Origin of the sequence: Pseudomonas sp. S3E17 (assembly GCF_024168685.1) — a bacterium.
Taxonomy (GTDB): Bacteria; Pseudomonadota; Gammaproteobacteria; order Pseudomonadales; family Pseudomonadaceae; genus Aquipseudomonas; species Aquipseudomonas marginalis.
In genome coordinates this window covers 5318265-5344019 of sequence record NZ_JALJWE010000001.1, presented here as the reverse complement: position 1 = coordinate 5344019, position 25755 = coordinate 5318265, and the positions used below count along the sequence as shown (strand labels likewise).

22 protein-coding genes, 1 pseudogene and 1 riboswitch are annotated in these 25755 nt (G+C 62.6%); of the genes and pseudogenes, 9 read left to right on the top strand and 14 right to left on the bottom strand.

Features of this window, described 5'->3' with window-relative positions; all coding sequences use genetic code 11:
* The first annotated feature begins 50 nt into the window (after window positions 1-50).
* Together J3D60_RS24070 and asd are read left to right on the top strand one after the other, a co-directional pair.
* On the top strand, window positions 51-866 hold the full coding sequence (locus J3D60_RS24070) for a rhodanese-like domain-containing protein (protein WP_253493054.1): 816 nt from the start codon (window positions 51-53) through the stop codon (window positions 864-866).
* Window positions 867-882: 16 nt separating this feature from the next.
* Window positions 883-1743, top strand: coding sequence for an archaetidylserine decarboxylase (gene asd, locus J3D60_RS24065; RefSeq protein WP_003171334.1), 861 nt, complete (start codon window positions 883-885; stop codon window positions 1741-1743).
* Window positions 1744-1792: 49 nt separating this feature from the next.
* On the opposite strand, the gene serB is transcribed toward asd, so the two are convergent.
* The gene (serB, locus tag J3D60_RS24060) at window positions 1793-3007 is read right to left on the bottom strand and encodes a phosphoserine phosphatase SerB (RefSeq protein ID WP_027604912.1); all 1215 of its coding nucleotides are present in this window, start codon (window positions 3005-3007) and stop codon (window positions 1793-1795) included.
* A gap of 133 nt (window positions 3008-3140) precedes the next feature.
* Here serB and J3D60_RS24055 point away from each other — a divergent pair, with 133 nt between their 5' ends.
* Entirely contained in the window at window positions 3141-4673 is a 1533-nt protein-coding gene (locus J3D60_RS24055; protein WP_253493052.1) for an AhpA/YtjB family protein, read from the top strand.
* A 241-nt stretch (window positions 4674-4914) separates the two neighbouring features.
* Here J3D60_RS24055 and J3D60_RS24050 read toward each other — a convergent pair whose 3' ends face one another.
* From J3D60_RS24050 to J3D60_RS24015, 8 genes are all read right to left on the bottom strand, one after another.
* A complete protein-coding gene (locus J3D60_RS24050) occupies window positions 4915-5625 on the bottom strand; it encodes a membrane integrity-associated transporter subunit PqiC (RefSeq protein ID WP_027604914.1) in 711 nt (236 codons plus the stop codon).
* A 173-nt stretch (window positions 5626-5798) separates the two neighbouring features.
* Window positions 5799-8063 (bottom strand): DNA topoisomerase IV subunit A, encoded by a 2265-nt coding sequence (gene parC, locus J3D60_RS24045; protein WP_253493051.1) that lies wholly within the window; start codon window positions 8061-8063, stop codon window positions 5799-5801.
* A 73-nt stretch (window positions 8064-8136) separates the two neighbouring features.
* Complete coding sequence (locus tag J3D60_RS24040; protein WP_253493049.1) at window positions 8137-9132, bottom strand: esterase-like activity of phytase family protein; 996 nt, start codon at window positions 9130-9132, stop codon at window positions 8137-8139.
* A complete protein-coding gene (gene parE / locus J3D60_RS24035; protein WP_027604917.1) occupies window positions 9132-11036 on the bottom strand; it encodes a DNA topoisomerase IV subunit B in 1905 nt (634 codons plus the stop codon). The genes J3D60_RS24040 and parE overlap by 1 nt, the downstream gene beginning before the upstream one ends.
* A 44-nt stretch (window positions 11037-11080) precedes the next feature.
* Window positions 11081-11689: a YqiA/YcfP family alpha/beta fold hydrolase gene (locus J3D60_RS24030; protein ID WP_253493048.1), complete on the bottom strand. Its 609-nt coding sequence runs from the start codon at window positions 11687-11689 to the stop codon at window positions 11081-11083.
* Between the two features lie 49 nt (window positions 11690-11738).
* Entirely contained in the window at window positions 11739-12554 is an 816-nt protein-coding gene (gene cpdA / locus J3D60_RS24025; RefSeq protein ID WP_253493047.1) for a 3',5'-cyclic-AMP phosphodiesterase, read from the bottom strand.
* A gap of 97 nt (window positions 12555-12651) precedes the next feature.
* Window positions 12652-13101, bottom strand: coding sequence for a DUF1249 domain-containing protein (locus tag J3D60_RS24020; RefSeq protein ID WP_017526444.1), 450 nt, complete (start codon window positions 13099-13101; stop codon window positions 12652-12654).
* A complete protein-coding gene (locus J3D60_RS24015; protein ID WP_065940984.1) occupies window positions 13092-13709 on the bottom strand; it encodes an NUDIX domain-containing protein in 618 nt (205 codons plus the stop codon). Before J3D60_RS24015 ends, J3D60_RS24020 begins: the two co-directional genes overlap by 10 nt.
* Window positions 13710-13902: 193 nt before the next feature.
* Between J3D60_RS24015 and J3D60_RS24010 the strand changes: the two genes are divergently transcribed.
* Window positions 13903-14649, top strand: a complete 747-nt coding sequence (locus J3D60_RS24010; protein WP_253493046.1) for an RsiV family protein — start codon at window positions 13903-13905, stop codon at window positions 14647-14649.
* On the opposite strand, the gene cytX is transcribed toward J3D60_RS24010, so the two are convergent.
* Both cytX and thiC read right to left on the bottom strand, forming a co-directional pair.
* Complete coding sequence (gene cytX, locus J3D60_RS24005; protein ID WP_253493045.1) at window positions 14618-15907, bottom strand: putative hydroxymethylpyrimidine transporter CytX; 1290 nt, start codon at window positions 15905-15907, stop codon at window positions 14618-14620. The genes J3D60_RS24010 and cytX overlap by 32 nt on opposite strands.
* A gap of 158 nt (window positions 15908-16065) precedes the next feature.
* Window positions 16066-17970: a phosphomethylpyrimidine synthase ThiC gene (gene thiC / locus J3D60_RS24000; protein WP_027604923.1), complete on the bottom strand. Its 1905-nt coding sequence runs from the start codon at window positions 17968-17970 to the stop codon at window positions 16066-16068.
* Between the two features lie 149 nt (window positions 17971-18119).
* Window positions 18120-18225: riboswitch (TPP riboswitch) on the bottom strand.
* A 196-nt stretch (window positions 18226-18421) separates the two neighbouring features.
* Between thiC and J3D60_RS23995 the strand changes: the two genes are divergently transcribed.
* Window positions 18422-19861: a TolC family outer membrane protein gene (locus J3D60_RS23995; RefSeq protein ID WP_027604924.1), complete on the top strand. Its 1440-nt coding sequence runs from the start codon at window positions 18422-18424 to the stop codon at window positions 19859-19861.
* Between the two features lie 27 nt (window positions 19862-19888).
* Here J3D60_RS23995 and waaA read toward each other — a convergent pair whose 3' ends face one another.
* The gene (gene waaA / locus J3D60_RS23990; protein ID WP_253493044.1) at window positions 19889-21166 is read right to left on the bottom strand and encodes a lipid IV(A) 3-deoxy-D-manno-octulosonic acid transferase; all 1278 of its coding nucleotides are present in this window, start codon (window positions 21164-21166) and stop codon (window positions 19889-19891) included.
* Between the two features lie 23 nt (window positions 21167-21189).
* A complete protein-coding gene (locus J3D60_RS23985; protein ID WP_253493042.1) occupies window positions 21190-22080 on the bottom strand; it encodes a LysR family transcriptional regulator in 891 nt (296 codons plus the stop codon).
* A gap of 102 nt (window positions 22081-22182) precedes the next feature.
* Between J3D60_RS23985 and J3D60_RS23980 the strand changes: the two genes are divergently transcribed.
* The 4 genes from J3D60_RS23980 to J3D60_RS23965 all read left to right on the top strand — a co-directional run bounded on the left by J3D60_RS23980 (window position 22183) and on the right by J3D60_RS23965 (window position 25632).
* Window positions 22183-22518: a multidrug efflux SMR transporter gene (locus J3D60_RS23980; protein WP_027604927.1), complete on the top strand. Its 336-nt coding sequence runs from the start codon at window positions 22183-22185 to the stop codon at window positions 22516-22518.
* Between the two features lie 119 nt (window positions 22519-22637).
* Window positions 22638-23813 (top strand): FAD-binding oxidoreductase, encoded by a 1176-nt coding sequence (locus J3D60_RS23975; protein ID WP_253493041.1) that lies wholly within the window; start codon window positions 22638-22640, stop codon window positions 23811-23813.
* A complete protein-coding gene (locus J3D60_RS23970; protein WP_065940855.1) occupies window positions 23810-24622 on the top strand; it encodes an aldo/keto reductase in 813 nt (270 codons plus the stop codon). The genes J3D60_RS23975 and J3D60_RS23970 overlap by 4 nt, the downstream gene beginning before the upstream one ends.
* Before the next feature lie 41 nt (window positions 24623-24663).
* The gene (locus tag J3D60_RS23965) at window positions 24664-25632 is read left to right on the top strand and encodes a metal ABC transporter ATPase (protein ID WP_065940854.1); all 969 of its coding nucleotides are present in this window, start codon (window positions 24664-24666) and stop codon (window positions 25630-25632) included.
* A gap of 14 nt (window positions 25633-25646) precedes the next feature.
* Here the strand turns inward: J3D60_RS23965 and J3D60_RS23960 are convergent.
* Window positions 25647-25736 (bottom strand): annotated as a pseudogene (locus J3D60_RS23960) (outer membrane lipoprotein carrier protein LolA); the annotation flags it as partial.
* Between the last annotated feature and the right edge of the window lie 19 nt (window positions 25737-25755).

The window sequence follows — 25755 nt, the reverse complement described above, 5'->3', positions numbered from 1 at the left end:
CTACAATCGCCGTCCTTTAAACGCCAACATTTGTGCCCAGGAGACCTCACATGCCTGACTTCTCTGGCTTGCCGCTGGTGATCGAGTCCAGTGACCTGCTCGCTCAACTGGATGCCGAACACCTGATTCTGGTGGACCTCACCAGTGCCGCCCGCTACGCCGAAGGGCACATCCCCGGCGCGCATTTCGTTGACCCCAAGCGCACCCAACTGGGCCAGGCGCCGGCACCTGGCCTGCTGCCCGGCAAGGCCGAGCTTGAGAAACTGTTCGGCGAACTGGGCCACACGCCCGACGCTACCTACGTGGTCTATGACGACGAAGGCGGGGGCTGGGCCGGGCGTTTCATCTGGATGCTCGATGTGATCGGCCACCAGAAATACCACTACCTGGATGGCGGCCTGCTGGCGTGGCTGGAGGGCAAACACCCGCTCTCCACCGACGTGCGCGCCCCGGCCGGCGGCCCGGTCAGCCTTACGCTGCACGATGGCCCCACCGCCACCCGCGAATACCTGCAAAGCCGTCTTGGGGCTGCCGACCTGGGCATCTGGGATGCCCGTGGCCCGCTGGAATACTCCGGCGAGAAAGTCCTCGCAGCCAAAGGCGGCCACATCCCCGGCGCGGTGAATTTCGAGTGGACCGCCGGCATGGACAAGGCGCGCAACCTGCGCATTCGCCGCGACATGCCGCAGATCCTCGAAGACCTCGGGCTGACCAAAGACAAAGAAATCATCACCCACTGCCAGACTCATCATCGCTCTGGCTTCACCTACCTGGTGGCCAAGGCGCTCGGTTATCCGCGAGTCAAAGGTTATGCCGGTTCCTGGGGCGAATGGGGCAACCACCCCGACACCCCCGTCGAGATTTAAGGTTTAAGGACAGTCAATGAAAAAGCAGTTGTTTATTCTCAGCCAGTACCTGCTGCCGCACCACCTGCTGTCGCGGTTGGCCGGCTGCATCGCCGAGTGCCGCGTGCGCTGGTTCAAGAATGCCTTCACCACATGGTTCGCCAAGCGCTATCAAGTGGACATGTCCCAGGCCCTGGTAGAAGACGTGACCGCTTACGAGCACTTCAACGCCTTCTTCACCCGCGCCCTGAAAGACGGTGCCCGCCCACTGGACCAGACCCCTGGCGCAGTATTGAGCCCAGCCGATGGCGCAGTCAGCCAGCTTGGCCCCATCGAGCACGGTCGTGTGTTCCAGGCCAAAGGCCACAGCTTCAGCGTGCTGGAACTGTTGGGCGGCGATGCAGCGGTCGCTGCGCCGTTCATGGGCGGCGATTTCGCCACCATCTACCTGTCGCCGAAGGACTACCACCGTGTACATATGCCTCTGGCCGGTACCCTGCGTGAAATGGTCTACGTGCCTGGGCGGATTTTCTCGGTGAACCAGACCACCGCCGAAAACGTGCCGGAGTTGTTCGCGCGTAACGAGCGCGTTGTCTGCCTGTTCGACACCGAACGCGGCCCGATGGCCGTGGTATTGGTCGGTGCGATGATTGTGGCGTCGATTGAAACCGTATGGGCCGGCCTGGTGACTCCGCCGAAGCGCGAGCTGAAAACCTTCCGCTATGACGAAGCTGCCCGCGCGCCGATTCACCTGGAGAAGGGTGCGGAACTGGGTCGCTTCAAGTTGGGCTCCACTGCGATCGTGCTGTTCGGGCCGGATCAGGTGAAGTGGGCTGAAGAACTGGTGGCGGGTTCGCCGGTGCAGATGGGCCAAGGCATCGCTTTACCTAAAGCCTGACGCCGAACCCAATGTGGGAGGGGGTTTGCTCCCTCCCACATTTAGTCAGTTACAACTGACCGTCGCGGTCGCGAAAACCCAGCAGATACAGCACGCCATCCAACCCCAGGGTAGAAATCGCCTGCTTGGCCGATTGCTTGACCAATGGCTTGGCACGGAATGCCACACCCAAACCGGCAATTGCCAGCATCGGCAGGTCGTTGGCGCCATCACCGACCGCGATGGTCTGCTCCAGACGCAAACCTTCCTTGTGGGCCAGCTCCTTCAGCAGGTCCGCCTTGCGCTGCGCATCGACAATCGGCTCAACCGCGACGCCGGTCACCTTGCCATCCACCACTTCCAATTCGTTGGCGAACACATAGTCGATGCCCAGCTTGGCCTGCAATTGCTTGGCGAAGTAGGTGAAGCCACCCGACAGGATTGCCGTCTTGTAGCCCAGGCGCTTGAGTTCGGCAAACAGGGTTTCGGCGCCTTCGGTCAGGCGCAGCGACGCGCCGATGGAGTCCAGCACGCTGACATCCAGGCCCTTGAGCAAAGCCAGGCGCTCCTTGAAGCTGGCGCGAAAATCCAATTCCCCGGCCATGGCGCGCTCGGTGATTTCGGAAACCTGCTCACCCACGCCGGCCGCCTTGGCCAACTCGTCGATAACTTCGGCCTCGATCAGCGTGGAGTCCATGTCGAACACCGCCAGGCGGCGGTTGCGGCGGAACAGCGAATCTTCCTGGAAGGCGATATCGACATTCAGCTCCTGGGCCACGCTGAGGAATTCGGCGCGCAGGGCTTGCGGGTCGGCCGGCTCACCGCGCACGGAGAACTCGATGCAGCCCTTGCCCTTGTCGGCCGGGGTGTCCAATGGCATGCGGCCCGACAGACGGTCGATATGGTCGATGTTCAAACCATACTGCGCGGTAATGGAGCTGACGCGCTGCAGCTGTTCGGCGGTGACCTTGCGGGTCAGCAGCGTCACGATATGGCGCTTCTTGCCCTGGCCGGCCACCCACTGCTGGTAATCCGCTTCGGACACCGGGGTGAAACGCACCTGCTGATCCAGCTTATACGCCGTAAACAGGATGTCCTTGAGCACCGATGAGGCCTGCTCGGTGCTGGGGATTTCCACCAGGATACCGAACGACAACGTGTCGTGGATCACCGCCTGGCCGATGTCGAGAATGTTCACACCACCCTGGGCCAGAACGCCGGTAATGGCTGCGGTAAGACCTGGGCGGTCTTCACCAGTGATGTTAATCAGGACAATTTCGCGCAAGGCGCACCCCCAGGCTGGAAAAAAACCGCATTCTACCCACTTTCAGTGACCATCGGGCACAGCCAGCGCTTTGCCGGTCTGGGGCCTGTCGCTATACTGCGCGTCAACTTCACGGACCAAGAGCCGAGCTCAAGTGAACCGGCCCACGCCAGTAAAAACCGACAACTTCTTCCTGCTGATCTTCCGGGCACTGCGCCACCGCCGTGTACCGATCGCATTACGCATCGCCAGCCATAACGTGATCCTGGTCGCATTGGCCCTGGTGATCTACGCCTGCGTGATGGGTTTGCAATTCAAGCAGGCCATGCACGAGCAGGCCGACGCCCTGGGCGAGAGCCTGACCACGCAGACCGCCACTTCGGCGACTGAGCTGCTGGTGTCCAACGACATCCTCAGCCTCAACGTGCTGCTCAACAACCTGACCAAGAACCCGCTGGTGGCCCATGCCGCCATCTACAGCGTCGACAACCGCATCATGGCCGAAGCCGGGCAGCGCCCGAAAAACGGCCTGTTGGGCGAAGCCGAAGGCCTGTACCAGAGCAATATCACGTTTCAGGATGTGAAGGCCGGCCAACTGCGTATCAGCCTCGACATGCAGCAGTTCCAGCAGCCGATGACCATCAGCCTGCAAAGCATGGGCATCCTCAGCGCCATCCTGCTGGCATTGGCCCTGGCCCTGAGCCTGCGCCTGGGGCGGCATATCTCCACGCCGCTCATGCAACTGCGCATCTGGCTGCGGGACATCGACGAGCACACCCCGGCTACCGACCGCCAGGATGAAATCGGCGACCTTGCCCGCCAGCTGCACGCCAGCTTCGCCCCGGAACCGGTGGTGCCCGAAGTCGAGCCAGAGCCTGAATACGACGACACCGATTACGACGAAGAGCCCGAGTTCGAAGTGCGCAACCTGCGTGACCCGGGCTTCGACGAGCGTCCGCCGGTGGCGGGCCTCAAGCCTGCACCGCGCCATACCTTCAAGGCCGAAGAAGACGAGCTGGACGATGAAGACCCCTTCGCCGACCTGCGCGATACGTCAGCCGACAGCCCCGCAATCGCCCCCAAGGCGGCGCCGGTACGCAGCAGCGAGCCGCAGTACAGCGCTGTGCTCGCCGTGCAATTGGGCGCCCAGGACCAATTGCGTCGCCTGCCCCGCGCACGCCTGACCGAACTGCTGGAGCGCTACCGCGACTGCCTCGACCAGGCCGCCTCGCTGTACCAGAGCGAACTGCACACCCTCAACGACGGCAGCACGCTGATGCTGTTCCACAGCGAAGACAGCGGCGAAGACTACCTGACCAATGCGATTTGCTGCGGTGAGTTGCTGCGCGCCCTGGGCCATGAACTGCAGATCGAAGTCGCCGACAGCGGCATCACCCTGCAACTGCAACTGGGCCTCACCGTGGGCGACGACCTGTTCGGCATGAGCCAGATCGACCTGCTGCTGACTGAAAACGCCCAGGACGCACTGGCCTTGTCCCAGCACAGCCGCAACCTGCTGCTGGTGGAGCGCAAGATCAGTGAAGACACGCTGATCCGCCAACGCGCGCGTATCCGCCCGATTGCCAGCCCCGAGGGGGCAAGCTGCGTGGAACGGTTGATGGAGCCGTATCCATCGATGCTGGAACGGCAGTTGGCGCGGATGCATGAGACCCGCTCCAAGCCCTGAAGCACACCGCCGGACTAATGTCTCCTGTAGGAGCGAGCTTGCTCGCGAAAAACGTCAACGATAACGCGTTGTTCCTGAATGAACGCGGCGCCTGTGAGTTTTTCGCGAGCAAGCTCGCTCCTACAAAAAGCATTAGGGCTTGCCCCCTCCTACATTTGGATCTCAACAAGCCTCAAGTCATTCGCAGATAAGCAAAAAGGCCCGCTGAATCAGCGGGCCTTTTGTTTATCTTCGATTCAGATCAGAACCTGAACACTTCCATATCCGTACGGATCGGCGTAGCCATCGGCATCTTCGGCTTTTGCGGCTCTGCCGGCTTGGCCTGCACCGGGGCCGACTTACGGGGCGCCTCGGCGATGGGAGGTTGGTTGGCCAGGGGCTTGAGGGCCACCGACAACTGCTGCGCCAATTGCTGCAGCAGCACGCCCTGGGCCTGAACCTGGGACGCGGTGGTGCCGGCATGTTCTTCCTGCAGGTGCACGATGCGGTTATCACGCACCTGGCCGCGACGGTCGATCAAGCGCCATTGCGCATCGAGGATCGCCGGTTGCGATTTACCGGAGTCGAGCCGGGTAATGGTCAGCAAGACCTGCACATCCGGGCTGAAGCCGGTTGGCGCGGGCGCCAGGACCACACGCTGGCTGTCCAACTGACCGGCCACCTGGCGCAACATCAGCTGGTTGATGTCAGACGATAAACTGCCTGCCCAACGACCATCGGTGGAACCTTGCAGGCTTCCATCGTTCTGACGTTGCAGCAGGGTTTCGCGTTGCAGGTAGTCGGCGACGACCACCGGCCCGAGCAAAACGGCCATGCCAGCGGTCTGGGCTGGCTGAGCTGGACTTCCGCTGTCCAGCTGGTACAGCGACACAGGCTGGTGTGTGCTGCAACCCGCCAACCCCAAAAGGCCAGCGAGCATCAAAAATAGAGGAACGCGTGGAGCAGTCATCATCCCATCCAGGTGGCTGCCACAAGGCGAACCACAATGTAATACTAAAAATAACCTAAACACGCTCGGCCACGCCGGCGCTGGAAAGGCCATATCATCCGTGAATATGCGCCATGACTCCAGCGCCAAAGCGTCGATCTACGCTTTAAATCGTAGATCGAGGGCTCTAATACGCCTTAAACCGGCGTCTCCACCAGCAAAGCATCCACACGCTGGAAGCCGCGGGGCAGTTTATTACCGCGACGACCACGCTCGCCCTTGTAATGCTCGAGGTCGTCAGGACGCAAGGACAGCGTGCGCTTGCCGGCCTGGAGCACCAGGGTGGCACCTTCCGGGATCACCGCGATGTCGGTCACGTACTCTTCGCGACTGGCCACCCGCTCGCCGGGAATACCAATAATCTTGTTGCCCTTGCCTTTGCCCAACTGCGGCAGATCGCTGATCTTGAACACCAGCAAGCGCCCTTCGGTGGTCACCGACGCCAGCCAGTTGCCTTCGCGGTCTTCCACCGGACGCGGCAGGATGACCTTGGCGTTGTTCGGCAGGCTCAACAATGCCTTGCCCGCCTTGTTCTTGGCCTGCAGGTCTTCACCCTTGACCACGAACCCGTAGCCCGCGTCGGAAGCGATCACATACAGCGAATCGTCATCCGGCAGCAGCACACATTCAAAATTCGCCCCAGGTGGCGGCGTCAGGCGACCGGTCAACGGCTCGCCCTGCCCCCGCGCCGATGGCAAGGTATGGGCCGGTACCGAATAACTGCGCCCGGTGGAGTCAATAAACACCGCAAACTGGTTGGAACGCCCGGCGGCGGCAGTCTTGAAGCCATCACCGGCCTTGTACGACAGGCCAGTGGCGTCAATATCATGCCCTTTGGCTGAACGAACCCAACCCTTTTCCGACAGAACGACGGTAATTTTCTCGTTCGGCAGCAGTTCGGTCTCTGTCAGCGCCTTGGCTTCGGCACGCTGCACGATTGGCGAACGGCGGTCGTCGCCATAGGTTTCGGCGTCCTTGATCAACTCGCTGCGCACCAGCTTCTTCAGCTTGGCTTCGCTGCCCAGTAGGGCTTGCAGCTTGGCTTGCTCCTTGAGCAGCGCGTCCTGTTCGTCGCGCAGCTTCATCTCTTCCAGGCGTGCCAACTGACGCAAGCGGGTGTCGAGGATGTAGTCGGCCTGGATCTCGCTCAGCTCGAAGCGCGCGATCAGCTCGGCTTTCGGGTGCTCGGCGGTACGGATGATGTGGATCACTTCATCCAGGTTGAGGTAGGCAATCAGCAAGCCGTCCAACAGGTGCAGGCGCCGTTCGACCTTGTCGAGGCGGAACTGCAGGCGGCGGCGTACGGTTTGTATCCGGAACTCCAGCCACTCGACCAGCAGGTTGCGCAGGTTCTTCAACTGCGGCTTGCCGTCCAGGCCGATGATGTTGACGTTGACCCGGTAGCTGGACTCCAGGTCCGTGCTGGCAAACAGATGTTGCATCAGCACTTCGTGGTCGACCCGGCTGTTGGTCGGGATGATCACGATGCGGCAGGGGTTTTCGTGGTCGGACTCGTCACGCAGGTCAGCGACCTGCGGCAATTTCGACGGCTTGGCCTGCATCAGCGCAGCAATCTGCTCCAGCACCTTGGCACCGGACACCTGGTGCGGCAGGGCGGTGACGATAATGTCGCCGTCTTCGATGTGATACACGGCACGCATGCGCACCGAGCCCTTGCCGGTTTCGTACATCTTCAGCAGGTCGGCGCGCGGCGTGATGATTTCGGCTTCGGTCGGGTAATCCGGGCCCTGGATATGCTCGCACAGCTGTTCGACCGTGGCCTTGGGCTCATCCAGCAAGCGTACGCAGGCGGTGGCGACTTCGCGCAGGTTATGCGGAGGTACGTCGGTGGCCATGCCGACCGCGATGCCGGTGGTGCCATTGAGCAGGATATTCGGCAAACGTGCGGGCAACACCAGGGGCTCGTCGAGAGTGCCGTCAAAGTTCGGTCCCCAGTTCGCGGTACCCTGGCCCAGTTCGCTGAGCAACACCTCCGAATAGCGCGACAGGCGCGCCTCGGTGTAACGCATGGCCGCGAAGGACTTGGGATCATCCGGCGCACCCCAGTTGCCCTGGCCGTCGACGAGGGTGTAGCGGTAGCTGAACGGCTGGGCCATCAGCACCATGGCTTCGTAGCACGCCGAATCGCCGTGGGGGTGGAACTTACCGAGCACGTCACCGACGGTACGCGCCGACTTCTTGTGCTTGGAATCGGCGTCCAGGCCCAACTCACTCATGGCGTAGATGATGCGCCGCTGTACGGGCTTGAGGCCGTCGCCGATATGCGGCAAGGCACGGTCCATGATCACGTACATGGAGTAGTTGAGGTAGGCATTTTCGGTGAAGTCAGCCAGCGACCGGCGTTCTACGCCATCTAAGCTGTCTGCGAGGATGTCACTCATGCGGGCCTCATCATTGTTTGGTAAGGCGCAGCGGAAATGCCGCCGCGCCGGATCGATTCAAAAAAGTAGCGGCTCATGGCTGGGCGCTCCAGCCGCCGGCGGGGGCGGCGAAACGATAGACCATGGGGCGTTTTTCCCCATCGGCGCGGGGGCCGAAATTATTGTCGATGCCCAGCCAGGCACCGTCTGCGTCCACCACCAGGGCTTCGGCCAGGCCATAGGGCTGGGCGTAACGCCGCTCGGGCGTCAGGGTTTCGTCGGCGAACGACCAGCACAGCTCGACCTTGGCCGTGACCGTGTCGCGCCGGCAGATCTGGAACGCATTGCGCTCCAGGGTAAACAGCTTGCCGTTGAACAGTGACAGATCGGCGAAATCCTTGGACACCGCCTTGGCACCGACGAACTTGGCCGGCTGCATCTCCTGGCCGGCCTCGCTCAGCAACACGCAAGGGCCGTCGCAATCCCACAGGCTTTGCGGGCGCTTGATGGAGATAAGGCCGCGCCGCTCACGCTCCGCAGCCAGCCAGATCTGATTGCCCTCGGGGTTGATTGCCAGGCCTTCGAACAACGCATTGAAGTGCAGCAACATGCCACTGGCCCGGGCTTCACGCACCATGCCCGGGGCGATCTTCAACCATTCAGGCGCACCGTTCACCGGCACTTGCAGCACCGCCGCATGGGCTTCGCTGACAATGTAGCGATTGCCGGCGGCATCGCAGGTGATGCCTTCGAAATCCAGGTCGCCGCCGCGAATGAACGACGCAGCCTTAGTGCGCGAACGCAGCCCCCAGGGCAACCCGGATTCCGGCACCGGCGGTACATCGATGCTTACCGCTTCGGCTTGCCAGGTCGGCGTACGGGTATCGAGACGGTAGATCTGGTCGTCATCACGATCGGAAACCGTCCACAGCTCCTTGCCACATAGCGCCAGGCCCGAGAGGTTCCCGCCGCGCATGCCGTCCACCGGGTGTTCGGACACCAGCTTGAGCTCAGCCACGGGCGCGGCAACTACCGAAGTGGCCACCAGCCCGCTCAACATCAGGATCGCCAGGGCGAAACCTGTGCGCATCAGCCCAGGACCTCGGCGAGGTTGCCTTTGGATTCCAGCCAGGACTTGCGGTCCGGCGCGCGTTTCTTCGCCAGCAGCATGTCCATCATTTCCGAGGTGGCGGCGAAGTCTTCCAGGGTCAACTGCACCAGGCGCCGGGTGTTGGGGTCCATGGTGGTCTCACGCAGTTGCGGCGGGTTCATTTCACCCAGGCCCTTGAATCGCGTGACCTGCGGCTTGCCACGCTTCTTCTCGGCCACCAGGCGGTCGAGAATGCCATCGCGCTCGGCTTCGTCCAGGGCGTAGAAAATCTCCTTGCCCAGGTCGATCCGGTACAGCGGCGGCATGGCGACGTAGACGTGACCGGCATCCACCAACGGACGGAAGTGCTGCACGAACAACGCGCACAGCAGGGTCGCAATGTGCAGGCCGTCGGAGTCGGCGTCGGCGAGGATGCAGATCTTGCCGTAGCGCAGCTGGCTCATGTCGGCTGCGCCTGGGTCGACGCCGATGGCCACGGCGATGTTGTGCACTTCCTGGCTGGCGAGGACTTCGCTGCCATCGACTTCCCAGGTATTGAGGATCTTGCCGCGCAACGGCAGGATCGCCTGGAACTCCTTGTCCCGCGCTTGCTTGGCGGAACCACCGGCGGAGTCACCTTCGACCAGGAACAGCTCGGAGCGCATCGGGTCCTGCCCGGCGCAATCGGCCAACTTGCCCGGCAATGCCGGGCCCTGGGTAATACGCTTGCGCTCGACCTTCTTGCTGGCCTTGAGGCGACGGCCGGCGTTGTTGATCGCCAGTTCCGCCAGGGCCAGGCCCAGTTCCGGGTGCTCGTTGAGCCACAGGCTGAAAGCATCCTTGACCACACCGGAGACAAACGCCGCCGCCTCGCGAGACGACAGGCGCTCCTTGGTCTGGCCGGAGAACTGCGGCTCCTGCATTTTCATCGACAGCACGAACGCAATGCGCTCCCACACGTCTTCCGGCGCCAGCTTCACGCCACGAGGCAGCAGGCTGCGGTATTCGCAGAATTCGCGCATGGCATCCAGCAGGCCCTGGCGCAGGCCGTTGACGTGGGTGCCGCCCTGGGCGGTGGGGATCAGGTTGACGTAGCTTTCCTGCACGCTGTCGCCGCCTTCGGGCAACCACAGCAGCGCCCAGTCGACGGCTTCCTTGTTGCCGGCCAGGCTGCCGCAGAACGGCTCATTGGGCAGGCGCTCGAAATCGCTGACGGAATCTTCCAGGTAGGAGCGCAGGCCGTCTTCGTAATGCCACTCGACTTTCTCGCCAGTGCCTTTGTCTTCAAAGGTCACCAACAGGCCCGGGCACAATACGGCCTTGGCCTTGAGCACGTGCTTGAGGCGGCTGATGGAGAATTTCGGCGAATCGAAGTACTTAGGGTCCGGCGCGAAGTACACGCTGGTGCCGGTATTGCGCTTGCCGACGGTACCGATGACCTGCAGGTCGGTGGCTTTGTAGCCATCGGCGAAGGTCATCTCGTACTCGTTGCCGTCGCGCTTGACCTTGACCCGCACCAGCGTGGACAGGGCGTTGACCACGGAAATACCCACACCGTGCAAGCCCCCGGAGAACTGGTAGTTCTTGTTGGAGAACTTGCCGCCGGCGTGCAGCTTGGTGAGGATCAGCTCGACGCCCGACACGCCCTCTTCCGGGTGAATGTCCACCGGCATGCCGCGACCATCGTCGGACACTTCCAGGGAGTGGTCGGCGTGAAGAATGACGTGCACCGACTTGGCGTGCCCGGCCAAGGCTTCGTCGACGCTGTTGTCGATGACTTCCTGGGCAAGGTGGTTCGGCCGACTGGTGTCGGTGTACATGCCGGGGCGTTTGCGCACCGGGTCGAGGCCCGAGAGGACTTCGATGGCGTCGGCGTTATAAGAGCTAGCGCTGGGAGTGGCCATGGGGTCTCGTCGTGAGTCGTTCGATTAAAAAGTGACCTGCGGCTTTACAGTGCTGCAAAGTCGAAGGATTGATACTGATCTGCGCCAATGCCGGCAAAACTCAACAGCGCCGGCAATTGCCGGGCGAACCCCTGGTAACCATGGTCGCCACCGGCCTGGATGCGCAAGGCACAGGCACGGTAATACCCTTGGGCGAGGCGATAATCCAGTGTTTCATCGCCGGTCTGCAACCACACCTGGTAACGCGCGGCGTCCTGGGGGGCCCGTACTTCCAGCTCGGCCAGCGCCGTGACATGGTCGTGGGTCAGTTCCCAGGTTTCATCGGTGTAGAGGTTCTTCTGGGTGCCCAGGTAACCGTCGAACATCCGATGGGGGCTGACCGCCGGGTTGACCAGCAGTGCCTTGAGGCCATGGCGCTCGGCAAGATGGGTTGCATAGTAGCCGCCGAGCGAGCTGCCGACCAGCAGCGGCCGCCCCAGCTGGGCAATGGCTTCCTCCAATTGAGGAATTGCCTGACGTGGATGGTGATGCAGGGCCGGCACCCGCAGTTGATCGGCCAGGCCGAGGGCATCCATCACGGTCACCAGTTGGCAGGCCTTGTTGGACGCGGGCGCGCTGTTGAAACCGTGGATATACAGGATCGAAGCGGACATGCCGGGCTCTCCGTGCTTCAGCCAAAGAGGCGCAGTTTACAGGTAAATCTCAGTAGCCGTTGCTACCGTAATCCACCGTAAACGCGAAGCCGACCAGGCGCTCTACCCCGGTTTCCAGCCGTCCGTCGGCATGCAGACGCAACCAGCGATAACCCGGCGCTTGCTCGCTGACGCTGAAATCCTCACTGCCGGGCGCGAACTGGATGCAGGTGGACGGCGAAGCCAGCAGGCGCACGCCGTTGCGCTCGCGGTCGATCTCCTGGTGCACATGGCCCCAGAGCACGGCCTTGACCTGGGGGAAGCGGTCGAGCACGGCAAACAGGGCTTCGGGGTTGCGCAGGCCGATCGGTTCCATCCAGGCACAGCCGATGGGCACAGGGTGATGATGGAAGCACACCAGATGGTGCCGGCTCGGCGCCTCGCTGAGCGCTTGGGCCAACAGTTGCAGTTGCTGGTCCTGCAGGTAGCCGGGCACGGAACCGGGAACGGCGGAGTCCAGCAGGGTAACGCGCCAGTTGCCGACATCCACCACCGGCTCGAGCAAGTCACTGTGTACCGCGGCGTGGGCCATGATCTGCGGCTCGTCGTGGTTGCCGGGAATCCAGCGCATGGGAGCGCCGATGGCCGCGGTCAGAGCGCGAAACTGCTGGTATGACTCCAGCGTGCCGTCCTGGGACAGATCCCCAGTGGCCAGCATCAGGTCGATGTGCGGCTGCTGCTGGCGCACCAACTCAACCACCCGCTGCAGGCTCTCGCGGGTGTTCATGCCCAGCAGCGTGCCGTCGGCCTCGGCAAACAGGTGGCTGTCGGACAATTGCACCAGCAACGCCGGCGCATCGGGGTTCACGGCGGATACGCTCGGCAAGGCGCTCTCCCAGGGCAATCACAGGAAAATGGAGGTAGGGCGATTATGCTGGGGCAGGATACAAAGAGGAAACCCAGGAAGCAGACGCAGTTCACATCTACCGCACGACTTCGAACTCATGGCCCAGGGCCAGGCAATGGCTCAACCATTCACCGAGGAACACATTGAGCTGTGCTTTCTCATCGGGCTGGTGCATGAACACATTCGGGTAAGGATAGATGCTGCGAAAGCGCCGCGCATGTTCGGCGCTGATCACTTCGGCCATCCGCGCATCGTGGTACACCTGCACTTCCAGCTGCGGCACCGGCAGCCACGGCAGGCTGTGTTCCTGGCGCACCCGCAGGGTGGTGGTGTACGGGCAATTGACGATGACTTCCAGGGCCAGCACGCCCAGCATCTGGTCGCCATGGGTCACGCCGATGCGGCGCGCCTCCGGGGTGTGGCGCATGTCGGGCAACAGGCGCATCAGCCGCGCATAGTTGGCCTCGCAGGCGGCTTGCAGCCCGATCAGGTCGACTCGATAACGTTCCCGTGCCTTTACTGCCATAACCCCCTCACTTCCGCGCGATTAAGCGCAAGCCATTGCAGGGCGATAATGCTGGCTGCGTTGGAAATCCTACCGTCGCGCACGGCTTGCAGGGCGTCTTCAAAAGCCCAGACCGAGACGCGGATGTCTTCTGCCTCTTCTTCCAGTCCATGGACACCACCGGCCCCCGAGCTGTCGCAGCGACCCAGGTACAAGTGGACAAATTCGCTACTGCCACCGGGCGACGGGAAATACTTGGTGATCGGCCACAGTGCGGAGAACGTCAGCCCAGCTTCCTCCTCGGCCTCGCGGTGTGCAACCTCCTCCGGCTGCTCATCCCTGTCGATCAGGCCGGCGACCATCTCGATCAACCATGGGTTGTCGGTACGGCCCATGGCCCCCACGCGAAACTGCTCGTTGAGCACTACTTCATCACGCTGCGGATCGTAGGGCAGAACACACACGGCGTCGTGACGGACGAAGACTTCGCGATTGATCACTCGGCTCATGCCGCCAGCGAACTTTTCGTGGCGCAGCTGCACGCGATCGAGCTGGTAGAAGCCCTTGTAGGCATTGTCGCGCTGAACAATCTCGATCGTACTCGGCGTCGATTTCGCAATGTCCGTCATATCCTTCCTCATCATGTCCCATGCATTTCGCGCCATCCTAACGCGCTCGTGCCCCTTGGTGCAGCCCCTTTGCGGTTGCCGGGCCAGACGGAGGAGGTCAAACTCACGCTCAATCAGCTTAGTGGCGAACTGACTGCCTTGCTGGTAGTCGAAGCTGCACAATTTCGCTCTTATCGATAGACGAAGGACATCCATGTCGCTTTTAAAAATCGCCTCCGTGGCCTGCATCGCCCTGACCCTCGGCGCCTGCCAAAGCCTGTTCCAACCCAGCTATCGCACGCCGCTGGAAGCTACCCGCGACGCCACTGAGCAGAGCAAGCCGGGCTGCGCCGCCAGCGATTGCCCGCTGGTGAATATCGACACCGTGCACTTTGCCAAGGAACCCAAGCTGGATGCCTTGATCGAGCAACGCCTGCTGGAAATGACCCGTACCAACGCGGGCGACCCGCTGCCGTCGAGCCTGGAGTCCTATCGCGAGCAATTCCTCGGCACCGCCGCCCCACGCAACAGCATGTACTTGCAGGCCAAGGTACGGGAGCAGCATGACGGTTTGGTAATCATCGAGCTGTCCAGCTACCTGGACCAGGGCGCCACCCACGGCGAGCCTGGCCGCGCGTTCATCAACTATTCGCGCCAGCAGCAAAAGGCCCTGTGGCTGAGCGATATGCTGCTGCCAGGCAAGGAAGACGCGTTCTGGAAAGCCGCCCAGGTGGCGCACAACAGCTGGCTGATCAGCACCCGCCTGAGCCTGGAACCGGAGTTCGTGAAAACTTACCCGTTCCAGAAAACCCCAAACGTGGCGCTGACCTACGGGGGCGTGATCCTCAAGTACCCCACCAGCACCATCGCGCCGTACGCCCTGGGCCATGTCGAGTTGCAGATCCCCTACTCGCGCCTGGAAGGCATCCTCAAGCCTGAGCTGGTGCCCGCGCGCCGCTGAAGGCCCGCCCCAGGATGAACTGCAACAACCCTGCCAGCACCAGCGCCGGCAGGGTTGCGCCGATGTCCGGGTACAGGTTGGCCAACAGGTGATACGTGCCGATGCCACCCAGCCAGGCCAACAGAGCCGGCCAACGCAGGCTGGCGAGCGTGCCATGGCCACGACGGCGCAGGATGAAATGATCCACCAGCACCACGCCGAACAACGGCGCAAACACTGAGCCGATCAGCAACAGGAAGTTCTGGTATTGCGCCAACGGGGCAAAACAGGCGATCAGGGTGCAGATCACACCAATGGCCAGGGCCAGGTGCTCGACCTTCACGCGCAACAGCATTCCACTGGACACCGCCGCCGAGTGAATATCGGCAAAGGCGTTTTCCGACTCGTCCAACAGGATCAGCAACAGCGGAATCCCCAGGCCGGCCCCGGCCAGCGCCAGCAACAGCGCATTCACTTCACCGCTGGGCGCAAACGCCAGGGTGTAGGCCACGCCCAGGCTCATCAGCCAGAAATTGCCGATAAAGAAGCCCAGCGCCGTGCCGCCAAACACGTTTTTGGCGCGCTTGCCGAAGCGGGAGTAATCGGCAATCAGCGGCAACCACGACAGCGGCATGGCGATGGCGATGTCAAAGCCCACCGCAAAGGGCATCGAACCATCACCGGCTTGGGCCCGGAGTGCGCCGAGGTCGGCCTTGGCGAACAGGTTCCAGGTCAGCCACAGGCAGGCCGCCAGCAGCAGCCAGATCCCCCATTTGCGCAGGATCTGCCGTACGAACGTCAATGGCCCGCTGACCGCCAGCAAGGTCGCCAAACCACCGAAGAACAGTGTCCACAGCAACGGGCTGGCCAAGAGGCTGCCGTCGCTGAACGTGCGCGCGCCCAACAGGCTGGCGGCATCGCGCATCACAATGATCTCGAACGAGCCCCAGCCGATCAGTTGCAACAGGTTCAGCAACGCCGGCAGGCTCGCGCCTTTGGCTCCGAGGCTGAGCTTGAGCGCGGCCATGGCGGACAGGCCGGTGTCGCTGCCGATCACACCGACGGCGGCCAGCAACAGCACGCCGACCAGGGTGCCGAGGAAAATCGCCAGCAAGGAACCGGACAAGCCCAGGCCCGGCGCGAGCAAGGCGCCGGTTTGCAGGACCATCAGGCCAATGCCGAGGGAGAACCACAGGGAGAACAGGTCGCGGGCGCCGAAGACGCGCTTGTCAGCAGGCACCGCGATGTCGGGGGAGTAGGTGCTGGGTTGAATGCTCAAGGGTGTTATCTCTGAGGGGCATTTTTTGTTTGAAAGATTGCTATCGGGGCGGTGCGACGACTCGACAAGCCCCCTCCCACACTTGAATGTGTTCGCAATTCAAAGGTGGGAGGGGGCTTGCTCCCGATGACGGCGGTACAGGCACCGCCGTCTCTGGATCAGACCTTCTTGTACAACTGACTGCCTTCCTGCTTGAACCGCTCCGCCTGCTCCGCCAAGCCCTTGGCCACGTCCACATCCACCGCGTCAATGCGCTGGTTGGCCGCGTACTCGCGCACTTCCTGGGTGATTTTCATCGAGCAGAACTTCGGCCCGCACATGGAGCAGAAGTGCGCGACCTTGGCCGAGTCCTTCGGCAGGGTTTCGTCGTGGTACGAACGCGCGGTGTCCGGGTCCAGGCCGAGGTTGAACTGGTCTTCCCAGCGGAACTCGAAGCGCGCCTTGCTCAAGGCGTTATCGCGGATCTGCGCGCCCGGATGCCCCTTGGCCAAGTCCGCTGCATGGGCTGCGATCTTGTAGGTGATGATCCCGGTCTTCACGTCATCCTTGTTCGGCAGGCCCAGGTGCTCCTTGGGCGTGACGTAGCAGAGCATGGCGCAACCGAACCAGCCGATCATCGCCGCACCGATGCCGGAGGTGATGTGGTCATAGCCCGGCGCGATGTCGGTGGTCAGTGGGCCGAGGGTGTAGAACGGCGCTTCGTCGCAGCATTCGAGCTGCTTGTCCATGTTCTCCTTGATCAACTGCATCGGCACGTGGCCGGGGCCTTCGATCATGGTTTGCACGTCGTGCTTCCAGGCGATCTTGGTCAGCTCGCCAAGGGTTTCCAGTTCGCCGAACTGCGCGGCGTCGTTGGCGTCGGCAATCGAGCCCGGGCGCAGGCCGTCGCCGAGGGAGAAGCTGACGTCATAGGCCTTCATGATTTCGCAGATTTCGTCGAAATGCGTGTAGGTGAAGTTCTCTTTGTGGTGCGCCAGGCACCACTTGGCCATGATCGAACCGCCACGGGACACGATGCCGGTGACGCGCTTGGCGGTCAGCGGCACGTAGCGCAGCAGCACGCCCGCATGGATGGTGAAGTAATCGACGCCCTGCTCGGCCTGTTCGATCAGGGTGTCGCGGAACAGCTCCCAGGTCAGGTCTTCGGCCGCGCCGCCGACTTTTTCCAGGGCCTGGTAGATCGGCACGGTACCGATCGGCACCGGCGAGTTGCGGATGATCCACTCACGGGTTTCGTGGATGTGCTTGCCGGTGGACAGGTCCATCACGGTGTCCGAGCCCCAGCGAATGCCCCAGGTGAGTTTCGCCACTTCTTCTTCGATGGACGAACCCAGGGCGCTGTTGCCGATGTTGCCGTTGATCTTCACCAGGAAGTTTCGGCCGATGATCATCGGTTCCAGTTCGGTGTGGTTGATGTTGGCCGGGATGATCGCGCGGCCACGGGCGATTTCTTCACGCACGAATTCAGGGGTGATGATTTTCGGCACGCTGGCGCCGAAGCTGTGGCCGGCGTGTTGCTGGTCGAGCAGGCCACTGGCGCGGGCTTCTTCCAGCTTCATGTTTTCGCGGATGGCGACGTATTCCATCTCGGCGGTGATGATGCCTTTGCGCGCGTAGTGCATCTGGGTGACGTTGGCCCCGGCCTTGGCACGGCGTGGGTTCTTCACATGGGCGAAGCGCAGGGCGGTCAGCTCGGCATCGCTCAGGCGCTGTTGGCCAAAGTGCGAACTCAAGCCCGACAGGCGCTCGGTGTCGCCACGCGCTTCGATCCACGGCGAGCGCACATCGCCCAGGCCTTTGCGCACGTCGATGATCACATTCGGGTCGGTGTACGGGCCGGAGGTGTCGTAGACCACCACGGGCGCATTGATTTCGCCGCCGAAGTCGGTGGGGGTCACGTCCAGGCTGATTTCACGCATGGGTACGCGAATGTCCGGGCGAGTGCCCTGCACGTAGATTTTTTGCGAGCGGGTAAACGGCTGCACGGAGCCGGAGTCGACCTTGGCCGATTCACTCAAATGCACGGTGTTTTTCAGTTTTGTACTTTTTATTTCTGTGCTCATCACGGGCTCTCCAACTATCCAGGCGGTGGATTTTTTGTCGGAGCGAACCTGTGACGGACGGATGCACTGAAACCAGTGCTGTGCTTGGTGCACGAGGGTTGTTCGAAGGTCGAACAACATCCCGGACGAAGCACAAGAGGACTCGCCGGGGGACGAGAAATCTTGTTCCCTACGCAGGCGTTAACCTGATCAGGTTCAACGGGATCCGGTATTTACCGATCTCAGCCTTCCAACAAGGCACCCCGACAAGAACTCGGCCAGTCTAGACCATGCCGTGGGCAAATTGCCAATAGCGTTGCATTCAGCGTGATGAATGGCGTGATTGCGGGATTGTTGCGCCGGGTCAGCGCCACTACACTCGATTGCCGCCACAATGCTTGACGCCAGGAATGGCCCGTCTTAGCCTTGGGCGCTAAATTATCGCCGTAATATTCACTCTAGGGATCGCCTCATGCTGCGCAAACTCTCACTGGCTCTCGCCGTGTCTTGTGCGACCAACGGAATGGTCTGGGCAGCTGAAGCGCCCTTGTCCGCCAAAACTGACCTGGTCAGCGTCTATCAGGAAGCGGTGGATAACAACGCCGACCTCGCTGCCGCCCGCGCCCAATACGGCGCGCAGAAAGAAGTCGTGCCCCAGGCCCGCGCGGGGTTGCTGCCGAACCTGTCGGGCGGTGCCGACATCAATAACGTGCGCACCCAGATCGACACGCCCGCCGCCACCGCCAACCGCGATGCCCACTCCTGGCGCGCGACCCTGAGCCAGCCGCTGTTCCGCGCCGATCGCTGGTTCCAACTGCAAGCCGCCGAAGCCACCAACGAACAGGCGGCGCTGCAACTCTCGGCCACCGAACAGAACCTGATCCTGCAAAGCGCCGAGAGTTACTTCGCCGTGCTGCGCGCCCAGGACAACCTGGCCTCGACCAAGGCCGAGGAAAATGCCTTCAAGCGCCAGCTGGATCAATCCAACGAACGCTTCGACGTGGGCCTGTCGGACAAGACCGATGTGCTGCAATCCCAGGCCAGCTATGACACTGCACGGGCCAACCGGATCCTGGCCCAGCGCCAGGTGGACGATGCCTTTGAAGCGCTGATTACCCTGACCAACCGCCAGTACAACTCGATCCAGGGCATTGTCCACACGCTGCCGGTGTTGCCGCCGCTGCCCAACGACGCCAAGGCCTGGGTCGAGACCGCCGGCCGCCAGAACCTGAACCTGCTGGCCAGCAACTACGCCGTCACGGCCGCCGAGGAAACCCTCAAGCAGCGCAAGGCCGGCCACGCGCCGACCCTGGACGCCGTCGCACAGTATGAAAAAGGTGACAACGACGCCCTCGGCTTCAGCAACCCGAATGCCTTCGGCACGCCCTACCGTGGCGATGTGGAGCAGCGCACCATCGGCCTGCGCCTGAACATCCCGATCTACAGCGGCGGCCTGACCAGCTCTCAGGTGCGGGAGTCGTATTCGCGCCTGGGCCAGACCGAGCAGCAACGCGAAGGCCTGCGTCGCCAGGTGGTGGAAAACACGCGCAACCTGCACCGTGCGGTGAACACCGACGTGGAACAGGTCCAGGCGCGCCGCCAGTCGATCATCTCCAACCAGAGCGCCGTGGAAGCCACGGAAATCGGTTACCAGGTGGGTACGCGCAATATCGTCGACGTGCTGGACTCACAGCGCCAGCTCTACGCGTCGGTGCGCAACTACAACAACAGCCGCTACGACTACATCCTCGACAACCTGCGCTTGAAACAGGCGGCGGGCACCTTGAACCCGGGGGACCTGCAGGACCTGACGCGCTACCTCAAGGCCGACTACAACCCGGATCGCGACTTCCTGCCGCCGGACCTGGCCAAGGCCGCCGCCGAGCAGCTCAAGGCTCGCCCGGGCTATTGAACACACCACATTTGGATCGGTGTTGGGTCAGTGAGAGATCAATCGACCCAAACCATCCAGCAGACGCTTAAGCGCGCCCTGATTAGCCTGCATCACCTTGAGCCCCGCCTGCGCCATCCGGCGTGCATCCTGCGGCAGTTCGAACAGCTGGCGTACGGCCTCGGCCAGCCCTTCTGCGTCCTCCACCTCTCGCAACGCCCCCGCTTCGCGCATCATCGCGCTGATTTCGAGGAAGTTGAACACATGGGGCCCCATGATCACCGGCTTGGCCAGCGCCGCCGGTTCCAACGGGTTGTGCCCGCCGGTCGCGACCAGGCTGCCGCCGACAAAGGCGCTGTCGGCCAGGGCATAGAGAAACAACAGCTCGCCCATGGTATCGCCGAGCAGTACCGAGGTTTGCGCGGTCACCGGCTCGCCGCTGGAGCGACGCACCGTGGCAAACCCTTGTTGCGCGCACAACTCGAACATCGGGCCGAAGCGCTCCTGATGACGCGGCACCAGGATCAGCAGCGCGTTGGGATAGCTCTCGAGCAGTTGCCGGTGGGCCGCCAGCACCACTTCATCTTCGCCTTCGTGGGTACTGGCAGCGATCCACACCGGCCGCTCAGCGGCGCCCCATTGCTCGCGCAGGGCGGCAGCGCGCAGCGGCAGCTCGGGGTCGATGGTCAGGTCGAACTTGATCGAGCCGGTGACTTCGACGGTTTCCGGGCGTGCGCCCAGGCTCAGGAAACGCTGGGCCTCGGTCTCGGTCTGTACCGCGAACAGGCTCATCTCCGATAGCATCGGCGCCGTCAGCCTGGCAAAACGCCCATAGCCCTTGGCCGAACGCGCCGACAGCCGCGCATTGGCCAAGGCCACCGGAATACCGCGCCGGGCGCAGGCGTGGATATGGTTGGGCCACAACTCGGTCTCCATGATCACCGCCAGCCTGGGCTGTACCCGATCGAGAAACCGCTTGGCTGCACAGGGCAAATCGTAAGGCAGGTAGCAATGCTGGATGCGCGGCTCGTTGGCGAACAACGCCTGGATGCGCTCGGAACCGGTGGGCGTCATGCAGGTGACGGTGACCGGCAGCTGTGGATAACGCGCCAACAAACCGCGGATCATCGGCGCCGCGGCAATGCTCTCGCCCACCGACACCGCGTGCACCCAGATCCCGCCCGGTTGCATCACCGGCAAGCCATAGGAAAACCGCTCGCCGACGCGCCGGGCATAGGCCGGCGCCTTGCGTGCACGCAACCAGAGACGTAAGGCCACCAACGGCAGCGCCAGGTAAAACAGACAGCTGTAGAGAGTTCTATTCATGGCGGCGGAGTTTATCGGCTTTTTCAGTCGATCGCCTGCAAGCACTCGGCAAAACGTTTGGCGAGAAAGCGCGCGGCGGGGCCCAGGTGCTCGTCGCGCCGCCATACCAGCTCCACCACCAGGGCCGGTGGCGTCCATTCGCTGTCCAATTCCACCATCTGCTGCTGATAGGTCGGGTACTGCACGATATGCCGTGGCAGCCACGCCCAGCCCAGGCCGCTCATCAGCCATTCGGCCAGTACGTAGAAACTGTCGGCACGCCACACCAGCGGGCTGGCCGCTTCGCTGCCGGGGTAGACGCTGGTCTGGGTCGACATCAACAACTGGCGAAACTGGGCCAGGTGCTGGCACGTCACATAGGGCTCCTTGGCCAACGGGTGGTTCACGCCGCACACCGTGACCATCTCCACGCTGCCTACCACTCGCCGCTCCAGGGCTTCGGGGATCTGGTCGTGGTAGAACAACAGGCCCAGGTCGGCCTTGCGCTCCACCAACTTGCGCGCCACATCGCCCTGGGCGGCGCTGGACAGTTGCACTTCCAGCAACGGGTACTGCCCCGCCAGCGCCTCAAGGCTGTCGAGTACCGGCTGGAACAACATGGCCTCATCCTGGGCCAGGCGCAGGCAGGCTTCTTCACCGCGGGTCAATGACAGTGCCCGGCCATTCAGGCGCTCACACTGGCGCAGCACTTCGCGGGCCTCCTCCAGCAAAACACTGCCGGCTTCGGTCAGGCTGGGCTGGCGGCCGCTGCTACGGTCGAACAGGCTCACACCGAGGTCTGCCTCCAGCATGGCGATGCCGTTGCTGACCGCCGACTGCGCCTTGCGTTGCTGGCGTGCCACCGCCGAAAACGAACATTGCTCGGCAACACTGACAAACAGGCGCATTTGTTCCAGATTCCACTGCACGCTCATGCCACAACCCATCTTTATTTCGGATAGGTAATGACTTTACCCCATCTGATAAAACTCTAGAATGCCGGCCTTATCAGATTGCTTTACACCGAGGACTCACCCATGAACGCCGCCTACTGCTACCTGGCTATTGCCATCTGCTCGGAAGTGATCGCCACCGTTTCCATGAAAGCCATCAAGGGCTGGAGTACCCCCATCCCGCTGTTGCTGGTGATCGTCGGCTACGGCGTGGCGTTCTGGATGCTGACCCTGGTGGTGCGTACCGTGCCGGTCGGCGTCGCCTACGCGGTATGGGCCGGGATGGGCATCGTGATGGTCAGCATTGCCGCGCTGTTTATCTATGGGCAGAAGCTCGATGTGCCGGCGATGCTGGGGATGGGCCTGATTGTGCTGGGCGTGGTGGTCATCCAGCTGTTTTCGAAAACCGCCGGGCATTGAGTGTTCACTTGAGCCTCCATTGAATCCAGGACTCGCCGCCTCGCTAAAGCGCGACAGCGCCTACGGTGTGCATGGTGCGGGATGTATACTTGCGGCCTTGTTTTGAAATGAGGTCGCCCATGCCATCCGTTATTTCCACCGACGTCCTGATTGTCGGCGCCGGAGTTGCCGGCCTCTGGCTGAATGCGCGCCTACGCCGCCAGGGGTTTTCCACGGTGCTGGTGGAAAACGCCACATTAGGTGGCGGGCAAAGCGTGAAATCCCAGGGGATTATCCACGGCGGTGCCAAATACGCCCTGCACGGAGCCCTCACCGGCGCCTCCGAAGCGATTGCCGATATGCCGCGCCGCTGGCGTGAAGCCCTGGCCGGTGACGGCGAGCTGGACCTGTCCGGCGTGCGCGTGCTCTCGCAAGCCCATTACCTGTGGTCCCCTGGCACGATCGCTGGCAACCTCACCAGCTTTTTTGCCAGCAAGGCCGTGCGCGGCCGTGTCGATCAGGTCAAGGGCGACGACCTGCCGCCGGCCCTGCAAGACAGTGGCTTCAAGGGCAAGGTCTATCGCCTGGCCGAACTGGTGGTGGACGTACCCAGCGTAATCGAACGCCTGGCGCAACTGGCCGGTGACGGCCTGCTCGCCGGGCAGCGCATCGAACCACTGCGCGAAGGCGACACCCTGGTGGGCCTGAAGGTCGATGGCCGCGAAATCCGCGCCCAGCGCATCGTCCTGAGCGCCGGCGGCGGTACCGCCGAACTGCTCGCCGCCCTGGGCCTGAGCCAGCCGGCCATGCAGAAACGCCCGCTGCATATGATCATCGCCAAGGGCCCAGGCCTGAAGCCGCTGTACGCCCACTGCCTGGGCGGCGGTACCAAGCCGCGCATCACTGTCACCACGCACCCGGCTGCCGATGGCAATTGGGTGTGGTACCTGGGCGGCGACATTGCCGAAGCCGACGGCGTGGCACGCTCCCCCGAAGAACAGATCGCCACCGCCCGGAAAGAGCTGGCGCACCTGCTGCCCTGGATCGATATGAGCCAGACCCGCTGGGCCACGCTGCGGGTCGACCGCGCAGAGCCCCTGCAATCGGGCCTGAGCCGGCCTGACAACGCCTTCGTCGCCGAAGAGGGCCGCCTGCTGGTGGGCTGGCCGACCAAGCTGGCGCTGGCGCCGGATTTCGCCGATCGCGTGCTCAACAGCCTCGAGCGCGACGGCATCCGCCCAAGCGCATCGGAGCCTTTGCCCGACCTGCCAAAACCCGCCATCGGCGTACCAGCCTGGGAGCAACTGTTGCCATGAGCCTGCCGACCCTGCACGACCTGCACCGCCCCTTGGGCAGCACCGGCCTGCTGGTGTCGCCGCTCGGCCTCGGCACCGTCAAGCTGGGCCGCGACCAGGGCGTGAAATACCCCAGCGGCTTCACCATTCCGGATGACGACGAAGCACGGATGTTGTTGCGCCAGGCCCGCCAGCTGGGCATCAACCTGATCGATACCGCACCCGCCTACGGGCGCAGTGAAGAACGCCTGGGGCCACTGCTGCGCGGCCAGCGTCAGGACTGGGTGATTGTCACCAAGGTCGGCGAGGAGTTCGAAGCAGGCCTGTCCCGCCATGATTTCAGCGCTGCCCATACACGGATGTCGATCGAGCGCAGCTTGAAACGACTTGAAACGGATTTTATCGATCTGGTGCTGGTGCACTCCGATGGCAACGACCTGCACATCCTCAACGACTGTGAGGTGTACCAGACTCTCGCGCAGCTGAAACAAGAGGGCAAGATTCGCGGTTTCGGCTTCTCCGGCAAAACCGTCGAAGGTGGCGTGAAGGCTCTGGAACAAGGTGATTGCGCGATGGTCACCTACAATCTGAACGAACAGGCGGAAAAAGCCGTCATTGAGTATGCGGCGGCCCATGGCAAGGGCATTCTGGTCAAAAAGGCGCTGGCCAGCGGCCACGTCTGCCTGGAACCGGGAATGGATCCAATACACGCCAGTTTCATGCTGTTGTTTGCGCAAACGGGCGTCGCCAGTGCTATTGTCGGGACCATCAATCCGCTGCACCTGGCCCATAACGTGGCGACCGCTGCCAAGGTCATTCGTCAACTCTGATGCCGCCGACGCGGCCGACCCCGTCGCAAGAAGGAGCCGACATGCCGCGAACGCTCATAAGAAAAAACCCCAGCAACTTCAAGACACTGCCGCTGCACGTCGAAGCCACCCCCGAAGGCCTGAGCTACCAGAGCGTGGGGATGCCGCTCAACTTCGCCCAGACCTTGCAACGGCGCAAGCCGGTTGACGTGCCGGATGCCGAACGCTTCGCCCTGGAACTGGCCAACCTCGGCGTATCGGTGCGCCTGACCCTGCACTGGCAAAACAAAGATTACTGGGTGTTGGTGCGCCAGCGTCGCCAGGACCGTGGCGATGTGGTGCTCAAGCTGATCTCCGGCTACGTGCCCGCCCATGAACTGAACCTGCCGCTGCACACCGCCATCCAGGAGATTGCCGAGGAGTGCCTGCTGGAGACCCCGGAAGGCTGGCTCGGCGGGCGCTTCAACGACACCTGGTTGCCGGCCCCCTACTCCGCCGCGCTGCATTACCGCGAAGCCTTGCCGTTTCGCTTGAGCCCTTTGTCAGGCGCTGCACGCCCGGTGCGCTGCGCAACCACCCAACTGATCGAGCGCCCGCGGGCCTATGTGCATGTGCCGACCGCGTCGCTGCAACTGATTTATGACTTGCGCCTGGAAGTGCCGAAGGAAGCCAAATCCCTGAGCCTGTTCCATGTGGATGAGCGACTTGAAGGCGACCAACTGGTCGCACGCCTGGACCGACAGCGCCCGGACCTGTACCTGATGCCATTGAAAGACGGCCAACCGCTCGCCGAGCTCTACACCGTCAAGAAAGACCAGCTCTACCCCGCCAGCACCCGCGGTCTGTACCTGGCGGAAAGCTTCGCCCAGCAGGAAGGTTGGCTGGTGCGCGACGAACGCATTCGCTGGAAGGATTGGCTGCGGCAGCAAGGCCTGGCGGAGCCTGAGAAAGAATCGAAATTGAAGCGCCTGACCGGTAAGGCGCGCCAGATGCTGCGCAAGATCGTGCCGAAGAAAAAAACCAGCCGCTGAGGGCTGGCTTCGATAACTGTAGGAGCGAGCTTGCTCGCGAAAAACGCAAGGGCACCGCTTTTAATCAGGATACCTGCGTTATCGTTGACGAGCTTCGCGAGCAAGCTCGCTCCTACAGGTGAA